Consider the following 13,435-nt stretch of genomic DNA (forward strand, 5'->3'; position numbering starts at 1 on the left):
GAGTGCTAGACTTCAAATTACGCATAAAATAGAGAATGAAAAAAGAAGCTGAAAAATTATTAATTACCCCATAAACAGAGGCTCGTCGTCATCGTCTTCAAAGCTATTACTATACTGATTAATAGGTTCATCGTCTTTAATCTCACCTTTAATTGTAACACGTTCCAGTTCAGATAGATCAATATTATGAATACGATCAAAGATTTTCATTCTTACTGTATACAGGAAAATCAATGCTATAAGAATAATAGGTGCCATATAATAAATATCAACGCTATCAGTAAATGCTAGGTCATCGTTAAAAGTACTTACAATCTGAAATCCATACATACAAATAGGCACTAAAATTGCGTGATACCACCAATGTTTGCATGTTAAAAACCATATCAAAAAAAGTAACATTGGAATTAGTTTACTGAAAACAATCCACGCCACTACATCAACTCCATCGAAATTTATACTTCGATAACTTAGTTTGATACCAAAAAAAGAGGTTTCCCAAAATTTACTTTCTGGGAAACCTTCATATAAATAAAAAAAATAAGGAGAAGCAACAATAAATGCCGCAATAAGACTACCCGTTAGTAGGGATAGAGATCCTGCTTTTCCTGATTTGTTTCTCTGCATAATCTGCACTGTCATCTTGTGATGTATAAGTAACTGCGGTTGCACCTGCAATTAAAAGGCCTAGGAGTAAAGCTTTGATTTTCATAATGATAAATGTTTTTGAGTATTATTAATGATTTGTTGAAACAAAGATCAAAAACATTAAACAAAAAACATCTTATTATGAAATCCCTACATTTGCATCGCTGCTAAAATCCTTAACGCATTTTACCGACATCTTATTAGGGTCCCAATTTAAGAATAATTACCTTACTCGTATAATTTAAATTCATGACTTTTAATTTAATTCTTGTAAGTAGGAAAAATCTTCAATATATATTTTTTATTTTAACTAAAAATTAACAAAGTTAAATAAATTCCAAACTTCTCTTTTTTTCGTTAGTCGATATAATTTTCGCCGAATGGTAATTTGAACTTAGTAAACTGTTAATTTTATCAGGCCACTCAATAAATTTCCAAAAATCGTTTTCCAAAACCTCCTCCAAGCCTAAATCGAAAGCTTCATTTTCGGTTTTCAGTCGATATAAATCCATATGGTAAATGGGGTCTCCATCTTCAGTTTGATATTCATTGAGTAAAGAAAACGTAGGGCTCGAAACGTATTCTTTTGAACCCAAGGCTCTTACAAGCGCCTTTATTAATGTCGTTTTACCTGCGCCCAGATTTCCTTCAAACAAAATGATTTTATGTTTGGAATACTCGATGATTTTTTGAGCAACTTCATCTACTTCGTCTAGGCCATATGCTATAGTCATTTGTTTAGGGGTTTAAATATTATCGCGGATTTAACACAACAAAAGGAATGATCATTTCTTCAAGCGATACGCCACCGTGCTGGTACGTATTTCTGAAGTAGCTTACATAATGATTATAATTATTGGGATAGGCGAAAAACAAATCTCCCTTGGCAAAAATAAACGAGCTGCTCATATTTATGGTAGGCAGATGTATGCTTTTAGGGTCTTTCGCAGCCAAAACATCTTTGTCCTCGTAGGTAAGACTTCTTCCTGTTTTGTAGCGTAGATTGAGACTCGTGTTCTTGTCTCCAATAACTTTGGAAGGGTTCTTCACATTTATAGTACCATGGTCTGTAGTCAGAATGATTTTAAAGCCCAGCTGTTGCGATTTTTGAATCATTTCTAAGAGAGGGGAGTTTTTAAACCAGCTTTCGGTGAGCGAACGGTACGATTTATCATTTGAAGCCAGCTCCTTGATCACTTCCATTTCTGTTTTGGAGTGGCTTAGCATATCTACAAAATTGTAAACCAAAACGGTAAGATCATTGTTCTTAAGGGAATTGAAATTTTCAACCAATTTTTTTCCGCTCTTGAGATTGGTGATTTTATGATATTCCCACTGCAGGTCTAATCCCAATCTTTTTAATTGAGCTTCCAGAAACTTATCCTCATTTAGGTTTTTCCCTCCCTCATCGGTATCATTTAGCCATAAGTCCGGGTGCTTTTTCTCCATATCGCTGGGCATCAGGCCTGAGAAAATTGCATTTCTTGCATACTGTGTAGCGGTAGGAAGTATACTGTAATAAGGAGCTTCACTTTCCTTTTTATAGTAATTACTTATAATAGGCTCAAATGATTTCCACTGATCGTAACGTAAATTGTCTATTACAATTAATAGGACCGGAGCATCCTTTTCTAAATGAGGTACTACTTTATCTCTGAAAAGCGTATGTGACATTACGGGTTTGTCATCATCAGAAAACCAATCTTCATAGTTGCGTTCTATAAACTTGAAGAACTGATTATTTGCTTCCGTTTTTTGAGATTCAAGTATTTCTTGCATGCTCTGATCCTCAATATTTTCCAGCTCGAGCTCCCAATAGATAAGTTTCTGATACAGTTCGGCCCATTCTTCAAACGAATTGACCTGGGCCATATCCATCGCAATTTTTCGAAATTCCTGTTGGTAGTTTAGCGTGGTTTTCTCTGAAATCAATCTGCTCGTGTCCAGATTTTTCTTTAGGCTGAGAAGAATTTGATTCGGATTCACGGGCTTAATCAGGTAATCTGCGATTTTAGAACCTATGGCTTCTTCCATGATGTATTCTTCCTCACTTTTGGTAATCATAATGACCGGAAGCGTATCTCGCTTTGCTTTAATTTCGCTTAGCGTATCTAATCCAGTCAATCCAGGCATGTTTTCATCTAAAAAAACAACGTCAAAATTTTCCTGTTCAACCAGCTCAATGGCTTCAGTTCCACTCTTACATGTAGAAACTTCATAATTTTTCTTTTCTAAAAAGAGAATATGGGGTTTTAATAAATCGATTTCATCATCAACCCAAAGTATTTTAATAGCACTCATATATAGTATATTTGTTTTTCAGCAAGCACAATGCTTGTGATTATGCGTTTCGCATAGTGTAATTCAAAAGAATTCTTGTTTGAAGACTCCTCACAAACTTACGATAATTAACGACCCTATTTATGGCTTTATTACCATCCCCAAGGGGCTCATTTTTGATTTAATACAGCATAACTACTTTCAGCGATTGCGTCGTATTTCTCAAATGGGGATGTCTTACCTGGTATATCCGGGAGCGCATCACACCCGTTTTCATCACGCGATCGGTTGTTTGCATATCATGCAAAAGGCTCTTGAAAAGCTTGAGCAAAAAGGGGTTAGCGTTAGTGCCGATGAGAAGGAAGCTGCAATGGCTGCTATTTTACTTCACGATATAGGTCACGGACCTTTTTCACACGCAATGGAAAATAGCATTGTAGAAAATATCAATCACGAGCAAATAGGGCTGCTCTTTATCGAGAAGCTAAATCAGGAGTTTAACGGAAGTTTAACCCTGGCTATTAAAATTTTTAAGGGAAGTTATCATCGTCCATTTTTGCATCAATTGGTGTCCGGTCAATTAGATATGGATCGCACCGATTACCTGAAACGGGATAGTTTTTATACAGGTATGGCCGAAGGAAATATCAATACAGATCGTATCCTGGCAATGCTTAATGTAAAAGAAAATCATCTGATGGTTGAGGAAAAAGGAATTTACACTATTGAAAAATTTTTGGTGGCGCGCAGGCTTATGTATTGGCAGGTTTACCTGCATAAGACCAGTCTGGTTGCAGAACAGGTCCTGGTGCGTGTTCTCAAGAGAGCCAAAGAGCTGACGCATAAGGGGATTGATTTACCAGCCAGTAAACCTCTATCATTTTTTCTAAAAAAGACCAATGCAGAAGGGGTATTTGATGATCACGCATTGGAGGTATTTGCTCAACTGGATGATTACGATGTAATATCGGCTATGAAATCCTGGTGCGACCATGATGATTTTGTATTGAGAAAGCTTTCTCAAATTATAATAAACAGAAAGCTTCCGCGAATAAAAATTAAGAAGAAACCTTTTGCTTCAGACTTCATAACTGAGCAAAAAGATGCGGTTAAAAGACAAATGAACCTTACCGATGCGGAGGCGGAATATTTTGTTTTCACTGGGACAATAACAAATCAGGCCTATACCTTAAAAAAGGAAGCAATAAATATTCTGACTAAAAAAGGAAAGGTTGTTGATGTAATATCAGCGAGTGATCAATTGAGCCTCAAGGCTTTATCTAAGGTAATCACCAAAAACTATATCTGTTATCCAAAGCATTTGTTTTAAGGCTTTTTTGCTATTTTTGCCAAGATGAAATTTACAGCCGAACAGATTGCTGGGATTTTAGACGGTACTGTTGACGGTAATCCTGAAGCAGAAGTGTCTAAACTTTCAAAAATTGAAGAAGGAACCGAAGGATCCCTAACTTTTCTTTCTAATCCTAAGTATACCCCTTACATCTATAAAACGAATGCTTCAATAGCAATTGTTGATAAAGATTTTAAGCCCGAGAAGGAGTTGACCATAACTCTTATTCGTGTTGAAGACGCGTATAAATCTTTTTCTAAGCTTTTAGAATACTACAATCAGGTCAAACTGAATAAAGCCGGTATTGAGAATCCGGTTTTTATATCAGATTCGGCTTCTTATGGAGATAATGTCTATATAGGTGCTTTTTCCTATTTGGGAAACAATGTAAAAATAGGGGATGATGTAAAGATTTATCCCAATGTATATATTGGTGATAACTGCACGATTGGTGATGGCTCAGTAATTTTTCAGGGAGCTAAAATTTATTCTGATTCTGTAATAGGTAAAACAGTTTATGTGCATAGCGGCGCCATTATTGGGGCTGACGGTTTTGGTTTTGCCCCTGATGAAAAAGGGGAGTACACACGAATTCCACAAACCGGAAATGTTGTCATTGAGGATAATGTAGACATTGGTGCCGGTACTACTATAGACCGCGCTACTTTGGGGTCGACTATAATCAGAAAAGGAGTGAAGCTCGACAATCAAATACAGATTGCTCATAATGTGGAGATAGGTGAGCATACGGCGATAGCGGCACAAACCGGTATTGCAGGTTCAACCAAAATAGGAAAGAACTGTCTCATAGGTGGTCAGGTAGGAATTGTTGGGCATTTGACTATTGGAGATCGTGTGCGTATTCAGGCCCAATCGGGTATTGGACGTAATCTTAAAGATGATGAGGCCGTTCAGGGATCGCCGGCTATCGCCTATAGCGACTATAATAAGTCTTATGTTCATTTCAAAAATCTACCAGATTTAGTCAAACAAATAAACAATTTGGAAAAACAAAAATCCAATGATAAGTAAAGCTGAAGGAAAGCAATTTACAATCGCCGGTGAGGTTTCCTTAACCGGCGTTGGTTTACATACAGGTAAGAATGTCACTCTTACTTTTAAGCCTGCGGAAGAAAATTCAGGCCACTTTTTTAAGCGCGTTGACCTTGAGGGTCAGCCAATAATAGAGGCGAATGCCGAATATGTGGAAAATACGCAGCGAGGCACCAACCTTGAAAAAATGGGTGTTTACATCCAAACCAGTGAGCACGTTCTTGCCGCTTGCGTAGGTTTAGGAATTGATAATATTTGTATCGAACTCAACGCTTCTGAGCCTCCTATTATGGATGGTTCTTCCAAGTTTTTTGTAGAAGCGCTTGAGAAAGCCGGACTAAAAGAGCAGGAAGCACAGCGCGAGGAGTATGTGGTTACCGAAGTTATTAGCTATCTGGATGAAAAAACAGGAAGTGAGATCATTCTTATGCCGGCAGATAACTATCAGCTGACAACAATGGTGGACTTTGGTACAAAAATTCTGGGTACTCAAAATGCCAGTATTAAGGATATTTCAGAATTTAAAGAAGAGATTTCAGATTCAAGAACATTCAGTTTTTTACACGAGATTGAAATGTTGCTGGAAAACGGCCTGATTAAAGGGGGAGATCTTAATAATGCCATTGTTTACGTAGATAAAGAATTGTCTCCGGAAACTATGGAAAAATTACGTTCGGCATTTAATAAAGATAGTATCTCTGTTAAACCGAACGGAATACTTGATAACCTTACGCTGCACCACCCTAACGAAGCTGCCAGACATAAATTGCTTGACGTAATAGGTGATTTAGCTCTTGTGGGAATGCCAATTCGCGGTAAGGTAATCGCTAATAAGCCCGGGCATTACGTAAATACGCAGTTTGCCAAAAAACTGAAAAAGATTATCAAGCTTGAGAAGCGTAATAATGTTCCCGTATTTGATTTATCTAAACCTCCGGCAAAAGATATTCATGAAATTATGGCTATGTTACCACATCGGCCTCCGTTTTTGCTGGTAGACAAAATTCTGGAAATCACAGAGACCGGTGTCATCGGTTTAAAAAATGTGACTATGAATGAGCCCTTTTTTGTAGGGCACTTTCCGGGAGCACCTGTTATGCCTGGGGTTCTTCAGGTTGAAGCCATGGCTCAAACCGGAGGAATTTTGGTGTTAAGCACAGTGCCGGATCCTGAAAATTACCTGACGTACTTTATGAAAATTGATAATGTTCGTTTTAAACAGCAGGTTTTACCGGGTGATACACTCATTTTTAAATTAGATTTGCTTTCCCCCATACGCCGGGGAATTTGCCATATGCAAGGAAGCGCTTATGTAAACGGTAAGCTGGTCTCTGAGGCCGAACTTATGGCCCAAATCGTAAAAGTTAAGAAAGACTAGATTATGAATCAACCTTTAGCATACGTACATCCCGGAGCAAAAATTGCCAAAAATGTAGTAATTGAACCCTTTACAACGATTAATAACAACGTTGTAATTGGTGAAGGCAGCTGGATTGGTTCTAACGTAACCATTATGGAAGGTGCTCGCATCGGTAAAAATGTGAACATTTTTCCGGGAGCGGTCATTTCTGCAATTCCTCAGGATAAGAAATTTGATGATGAAGATACGGTTACAATTATAGGAGATAATACAACCATACGAGAGTGTGTTACCATTAACAGAGGGACTTCAGATCGTATGAAAACCCAGATTGGTAATGACTGCTGGATCATGGCTTACAGCCATATTGCCCACGACTGTATCGTAGGTGATCACTGTATTTTTTCAAATAACAGCACACTTGCCGGACACATTGTGGTGGGTGATTATGTTGTTTTAGCAGGAATGGCCGCTGTACAGCAATTTTGTACCATAGGAAGCCATGCTTTCGTTACCGGTGGTTCGCTGGTACGTAAAGATGTACCTCCTTATGTAAAGGCAGGTCGCGAACCTTTATCTTATGTGGGTATAAATTCGATAGGACTACGTCGTCGCGGTTTTACTACCGAAAAAATTAGAGAAATACAGGACATTTATCGCATTTTGTATCAGAAAAACTACAACAACACGCAAGCGGTTAATATCATTGAAGCCGAGATGGAAGCAACTCCTGAACGCGATGAGATTCTTCAATTTATTCGCAATTCGCAACGAGGTATCATGAAGGGATATTTCACGACCAATTAAAAAAGAGTATTTAAAGATTAATAAATTATGGCAACTACATCAGACATCCGCAACGGGATGTGTATTCACTACAATCACGATATTTATAAGATCATTGAATTTTTGCACGTAAAACCGGGTAAAGGTCCTGCTTTTGTGAGAACCAAATTAAAAAGTGTCACCAACGGAAAAGTTTTGGATAACACCTTTTCTGCAGGGCATAAGATTGACGAAGTACGCGTAGAAACTAAAGGATATCAGTTTTTATATCACGATGGTGAATGGTATCATTTTATGAATACCGAAGATTACACGCAAATACGCCTTTTAGAATCAGCTTTGGATCAGCCGGGATTGCTTAAAGAAGGTGAAGTGGTTTCAATTGCTATAAATACCGAAGACAATATGCCGCTTTCAGTAGATATGCCGGCACACGTGATTTTAACTGTCACAGCTACCGAACCTGGAGTAAAGGGAAATACCGCAACTAATGCGACCAAACCTGCTACGGTTGAAACAGGAGCCGAAGTAAACGTACCTTTATTTATTAATGAAGGAGATAAAATCAAGGTAGAGACCGAAAAAGGAACCTATAAAGAGCGCATTAAAGAATAAGTTTTGAAATTTCCACAAAAACATAGCCTTGCGCAAATAGCTGCATTACTCAACGACATCGAGTATGTTGGCGATGCTGACTTTCCGGTAACGGGAATGAATGAAATTCACGTAGTTGAGCCCGGAGATATTGTTTTTGTTGATCATCCAAAATACTATGATAAGGCGCTGGATTCTGCTGCTACGGTCGTTTTGATTAATAAAAAGGTAGATTGCCCAGAGGGTAAGGCCCTATTAATTTCAGATGATCCATTTCGTGATTTTAACAAGCTTACCCGTTACTTTAAGCCTTTCGAAAAAGCACAGGCATCCGTTGCCTCTTCAGCCAAAATAGGTAATCATACATTAATTCAACCCAATACCTTTATAGGTAATAATGTGGTCATTGGTGATCACTGCATCATCCATCCTAATGTCACGATTTACGACAATACCATCATCGGGGATCGTGTGATTATTCACTCCGGTACCGTACTGGGAGCAGATGCATTTTACTATAAAAAGAGGGAGACTGGCTTTGATCGCTTACTTTCGGGAGGAAGAGTGGTACTAGAAGATCACGTAGAGTTAGGGGCTTCGTGTACGATTGATCGCGGGGTAACTGCTGATACAGTAATTGGCTGGGGATCCAAACTCGATAATCAGGTGCATGTTGGTCACGATACCCGCCTTGGCAAACGGGTTTTGGTTGCTGCGCAATCGGGTATTTCGGGCTGTGTGGTCATAGAGGATGATGTGGTTATCTGGGGCCAGGTAGGTATTGCCAGTGGTATTACTATTAAAGAGAAGGCTGTCATTTTTGCTCAAAGTGGAGTGGGGCGCACCCTTGAAGGCGGTAAATCTTATTTGGGAAGTCCGGCAGAAGATAGCAAGAAGAAATTCCGGGAAATGGCATCAATCAGACAGATTCCTTATATTTTAGAACAAATAAAAAAATGAAATGAGTACATCAGCTAAAGAACTTTTAAAAGGCTTATACGAATCCGATTTTTTTAACGACCCTACTGTTCTCAAAAAATACCTGCATCAGGATGCAGAATTATATTGGAATGCTTCAACAGGTTTTTCAAAAATGACTTATGACGATATTTCTAATATGTCAAAGGAGATGGGTAAATCATTTATTTCGCTTAGATCTTCAATCAGTCATTTAATTTCGGAAGGTAATACAGCGAGTATACGATTAACCTATTACATAAAGACCGTAGAAAATCCGGATGAAGAGGTAGGAATTATTCATTTTATGGCAATGTGGGAACTTAAAGACGGTCTGCTTTATCGGGGTTACCAAATAAGCCAGCCCAGTGATGAAGACCCACTTAATATTGACGCACACATTCGCATAAAGTCCTAATATTTCTTGAGGTTTCGTCTTTAAAAAATTACTTTTGCCACAAACTTTTATCAGGCATCCGAAGCATTAAAAATTACTTGTTTAGATTTTCGGCCTGAGTTGGTAAAGGGTTTAAATGTCACAATAGACTTTCACAAAAATCAAATAAAACATGAGCGTTTTAGTTAATAAAGATTCCAAAATTATTGTACAAGGTTTTACCGGTAGCGAAGGTACTTTCCACGCTGGTCAAATGATCGAATACGGTACTAATGTTGTAGGTGGAGTTACCCCCGGAAAAGGAGGTCAAAAACACCTTGACAAACCTGTTTTTAATACCGTAGAAGATGCGGTAAAAGAAACCGGTGCTGACGTGTCTATAATCTTTGTGCCACCTGCATTTGCCGCAGATGCAATTATGGAATCTGCTGACGCAGGAATCAAAGTAATTATCGCTATTACCGAGGGTATTCCTGTTGCAGATATGATTAAAGCTGCAGACTATATTAATAATAAAGATTGCCGTTTGATAGGTCCTAACTGTCCTGGTGTTATTACTCCAGGTGAAGCTAAAGTAGGGATCATGCCCGGTTTTGTATTTAAAAAAGGAAAAGTAGGCATCGTTTCTAAATCAGGAACGCTTACTTATGAGGCTGCTGATCAGGTTGTAAAACAAGGTTTAGGTATTACTACAGCAATTGGAATAGGTGGTGACCCAATTATTGGTACTACGACTAAAGAAGCTGTAGAATTGCTTATTAACGATCCGGAGACTGAGGCTGTAGTTATGATCGGCGAAATAGGTGGTCAGCTTGAAGCTGATGCTGCAAAATGGATTAAAGCCAGCGGCACCAAAAAACCGGTTATCGGTTTTATCGCGGGTGAAACTGCTCCTGCAGGTAGAACAATGGGACACGCCGGTGCTATTGTATCTGGAGAAGGCGAGTCTGCTGCTGATAAAAAGAAAATTCTTAGAGAAAACGGAGTTCACGTTGTAGATTCTCCTGCTGAAATTGGTAAAAAAGTTGCTGAGCTTTTAGCTTAGTAGTTTTTAAATAGATCAAAAAACCGACATTTTAAAGTGTCGGTTTTTTTATGCCCAAACACCTCAAGTTTCCTATATTTACCGCTCTTCAAACTAACTAATTATAGATATCCGATTAGAATGAAACTTTTAGAAGGAAAAAATACCATCATCACCGGAGCCAGTCGTGGTATTGGCCATGGCATCGCTAAAGTATTTGCCGAAAACGGAGCAAACGTTGCATTTACTTATAGTTCTTCTGCAGGTCCTGCCGAAGAATTGGAAAAAGAACTTACGGCTATGGGTGTTAAAGCCAAAGCCTATAAATCTAACGCTGCTTCTTTTGAAGACTGTCAGGAACTCATAAACCAAATAAGTGAGGATTTTGACTCTATTGATGTTTTGGTAAACAACGCCGGAATCACAAAAGACAATCTTCTTATGCGTATGAGCGAAGAGGACTTTGATCAGGTGATTGAGGTGAATTTAAAGTCAATTTTCAATATGACTAAAGCGGTTCAACGCACAATGCTCAAGCAACGTTATGGCAGTATCATCAATATGAGTTCTGTTGTTGGCGTAAAAGGTAATGCAGGTCAGGCAAATTATGCAGCATCAAAGGCAGGTATTATCGGCTTCTCCAAGTCTATGGCTCTTGAGTTGGGCTCGCGTAACATACGCACTAATGTGGTGGCTCCCGGTTTTATTGAGACCGAAATGACTGCAAAACTTGATGAAAAAGTAGTTGCCGGTTGGAGAGATGCCATTCCGCTGAAGCGAGGGGGTACTCCCGAAGATATAGCGAATGCCTGTGTATTTCTTGGCAGTGATATGAGCGCCTACGTTACCGGTCAGGTATTACAGGTTGATGGCGGTATGCTAACCTAATCTTTTTTATAAGCAACAGCATATATGGCAGCATCCACACTATTTTTTATTATCCTGTTTGGGGTAATAGCTCTGGGTGCTGCCGTATTTTTTTATTTCTACAAGCCTCAGGGAAGTTTGCGATTGCGTATTATCCTGGCGGGGCTTCGGTTTTTAGCTCTTTTTGCGCTTTTAATACTTTTATTAAATCCTTCTCTCAAAAAAGCTACCTACACAACATTAAAGCCTAAACTGGCTTTAGCGGTTGACAACTCGGCCTCAATAGCGCATTTGGGATACGGTGACTCTGTAAACGATGTGCTCCGTAAATTTCAAAATTCAGACGATTTAAATGCTCGTTTTGATATTGACTATTATGCCTTCGGCAGTTCACTTAAAAGCTTCGATTCGCTAACATTTCAGGAGAAACAGACTGATATTTCCAAAGCACTTTCCTCGATCTATTCCATCTATAAGAAAGACGATTTTACTCCTTTATTAATCACCGATGGAAATGCCAATCTAGGCTCCAATTACACCTATACCGTTCAGGATGCAAAGCAGTCCCCGCATTATTTTGTGGCGGTAGGAGACACAACGAGTTATGAAGACCTCAGTGTAGATCGCGTAAATGTCAATAAATACGGTTATTTACGAAATAGGTTTCCGGTTGAAATTATGGTTTCGTATGCTGGGGAAGAGGATGTAAGTACCACGGTTTCCATTCAAAAAAACGGCACAACGCTTTACAAAGAAGCGATTTCATTAAGCAGTGCAGAGCCGGCGCAGCGTTTAAACACCTTTATCGAAGCATCTTCTATTGGTACTGAAACGTATGATGTACGTATTGGAGAATTGCCTGAAGAGAAGAACACAGCTAATAATTCCAAACGTTTTGGTATTGAAATTATAGATCAGCGTAGTAAAATTTTAATCACATATAGTATTCTTCATCCCGATTTAGGCACGCTTAAAAAAGCTTTTGAAAGTAATCAATTGCGTACCGTTACGCTCAAAAAGAGTACGGAAGTTACAGCGGAGGAACTTAACGACTATAACCTGATTGTGCTCTTTGAACCCCAGCGTTCGTTTACAAATCTCTACACAGCTCTTAACAACCTGAATAAAAACCGAATAACTATTGCGGGTCCTGTAGCAGACCGAAGATTTTTAAATCAGGTGCAGGATGTTTTTAAGCTACCGCTAAATAATCAGACCGAAGCGGTGCAGGCCATTTATAACCTCTCGTTTTCGAGTTTTCAGCTCGATGATACGGAGTTTTCGAATTTTCCGCCATTAGAGGTAGCTTTTGGAGAAATAGACCTAAATGCATCCGCAGATGTAATTCTCAATCAGCGTATTACCGGCATTGAGACCAGCAATCCGTTGCTGGCCGCTGTAGAAACCAATGGCAGGAGAGAAGTGGTACTTTTCGGCACAGGAATCTTTAAATGGCGCAGTCAGTCTTATTTAGACACGCGTAGTTTTGAGACTTTTGATAATTTTATTGAAAAACTGGCTCAATTTTCAGCTGCAGATACCAGAAGAAATCGGCTTCAGTCAGAACACGAGCGTTTTTATTATGGGGGTAGCGGAATTGCAATTCGCGCTCAGTTCTTTGATAAGAATTATGTTTTTGACTCCGGTGCCCGATTGCAATTTGAGCTTAATAATACGTCAAACGGATTTTTGTATCAAAGTCCTATGGTCCTGTCACGGACTAATTATACGGTTAATTTGCCCAACTTAGAGCCCGGAAGTTATACCTTTCAGATTCAGGAAATGGGTTCAAATTTAAGCACCACGGGCTCATTTACGGTAATCGAATATAATATAGAGAATCAGGTTATACAGGCCGATTATACAAAGATGAAATCCGCATCTCAGAGCACTGGCGGAATGGCTGTAACAATTAATACCGTTGACCTACTAATAGATCAACTGCTTTCCGATAAGCGATATACTCCTATTCAGCGTGAAACGGTTGAGAATGTGCCGCTTATTCAGTTTTGGTGGTTATTGCTGGTGATCGCATTAGCTGCAGCAACAGAATGGTTTATTCGTAAATATAACGGATTGATCTGATCTGTAATTTTGAGTTAGCAGTAGAAATGATTA

The 13,435-nt window shown here is 38.9% G+C and carries 13 protein-coding genes; 10 read left to right on the forward strand and 3 right to left on the reverse strand.

The window, feature by feature from the left end; translation table 11 throughout:
- Positions 1–63: 63 nt before the first annotated feature.
- The 3 genes from CJ305_RS19285 to porX all read right to left on the reverse strand — a co-directional run bounded on the left by CJ305_RS19285 (position 64) and on the right by porX (position 2,949).
- A complete protein-coding gene (locus CJ305_RS19285; protein WP_189319380.1) occupies positions 64–642 on the reverse strand; it encodes a hypothetical protein in 579 nt (192 codons plus the stop codon).
- A 332-nt stretch (positions 643–974) separates the two neighbouring features.
- Complete coding sequence (gene tsaE, locus CJ305_RS03905) at positions 975–1,382, reverse strand: tRNA (adenosine(37)-N6)-threonylcarbamoyltransferase complex ATPase subunit type 1 TsaE (RefSeq protein ID WP_099644947.1); 408 nt, start codon at positions 1,380–1,382, stop codon at positions 975–977.
- Positions 1,383–1,401: 19 nt separating this feature from the next.
- On the reverse strand, positions 1,402–2,949 hold the full coding sequence (gene porX, locus CJ305_RS03910; protein ID WP_099644948.1) for a T9SS response regulator signal transducer PorX: 1,548 nt from the start codon (positions 2,947–2,949) through the stop codon (positions 1,402–1,404).
- A gap of 79 nt (positions 2,950–3,028) precedes the next feature.
- Between porX and CJ305_RS03915 the strand changes: the two genes are divergently transcribed.
- From CJ305_RS03915 to CJ305_RS03960, 10 genes are all read left to right on the forward strand, one after another.
- Positions 3,029–4,258, forward strand: coding sequence for an HD domain-containing protein (locus tag CJ305_RS03915; RefSeq protein ID WP_099644949.1), 1,230 nt, complete (start codon positions 3,029–3,031; stop codon positions 4,256–4,258).
- A 24-nt stretch (positions 4,259–4,282) separates the two neighbouring features.
- Complete coding sequence (lpxD, locus tag CJ305_RS03920; protein WP_099644950.1) at positions 4,283–5,311, forward strand: UDP-3-O-(3-hydroxymyristoyl)glucosamine N-acyltransferase; 1,029 nt, start codon at positions 4,283–4,285, stop codon at positions 5,309–5,311.
- On the forward strand, positions 5,301–6,710 hold the full coding sequence (locus CJ305_RS03925; protein ID WP_099644951.1) for a bifunctional UDP-3-O-[3-hydroxymyristoyl] N-acetylglucosamine deacetylase/3-hydroxyacyl-ACP dehydratase: 1,410 nt from the start codon (positions 5,301–5,303) through the stop codon (positions 6,708–6,710). The genes lpxD and CJ305_RS03925 overlap by 11 nt, the downstream gene beginning before the upstream one ends.
- Positions 6,711–6,713: 3 nt before the next feature.
- A complete protein-coding gene (gene lpxA, locus CJ305_RS03930; protein WP_099644952.1) occupies positions 6,714–7,499 on the forward strand; it encodes an acyl-ACP--UDP-N-acetylglucosamine O-acyltransferase in 786 nt (261 codons plus the stop codon).
- Positions 7,500–7,526: 27 nt separating this feature from the next.
- Complete coding sequence (gene efp, locus CJ305_RS03935) at positions 7,527–8,093, forward strand: elongation factor P (RefSeq protein ID WP_099644953.1); 567 nt, start codon at positions 7,527–7,529, stop codon at positions 8,091–8,093.
- 3 nt (positions 8,094–8,096) lie between these two features.
- Positions 8,097–9,032 carry a UDP-3-O-(3-hydroxymyristoyl)glucosamine N-acyltransferase gene (locus CJ305_RS03940; protein ID WP_099644954.1) on the forward strand — a complete coding sequence of 312 codons (936 nt, stop codon included), beginning with the start codon at positions 8,097–8,099 and terminating at the stop codon, positions 9,030–9,032.
- A 1-nt stretch (position 9,033) separates the two neighbouring features.
- Positions 9,034–9,447, forward strand: coding sequence for a nuclear transport factor 2 family protein (locus tag CJ305_RS03945; protein ID WP_099644955.1), 414 nt, complete (start codon positions 9,034–9,036; stop codon positions 9,445–9,447).
- A 151-nt stretch (positions 9,448–9,598) separates the two neighbouring features.
- Entirely contained in the window at positions 9,599–10,471 is an 873-nt protein-coding gene (gene sucD / locus CJ305_RS03950; RefSeq protein WP_099644956.1) for a succinate--CoA ligase subunit alpha, read from the forward strand.
- A 120-nt stretch (positions 10,472–10,591) separates the two neighbouring features.
- Positions 10,592–11,338, forward strand: coding sequence for a 3-oxoacyl-[acyl-carrier-protein] reductase (gene fabG, locus CJ305_RS03955; RefSeq protein ID WP_099644957.1), 747 nt, complete (start codon positions 10,592–10,594; stop codon positions 11,336–11,338).
- Between the two features lie 24 nt (positions 11,339–11,362).
- Positions 11,363–13,402 (forward strand): hypothetical protein, encoded by a 2,040-nt coding sequence (locus tag CJ305_RS03960; protein ID WP_099644958.1) that lies wholly within the window; start codon positions 11,363–11,365, stop codon positions 13,400–13,402.
- Positions 13,403–13,435: the final 33 nt, after the last annotated feature.

Origin of the sequence: Leeuwenhoekiella nanhaiensis, assembly GCF_002744755.1 — a bacterium.
GTDB lineage: Bacteria > Bacteroidota > Bacteroidia > Flavobacteriales > Flavobacteriaceae > Leeuwenhoekiella > Leeuwenhoekiella nanhaiensis.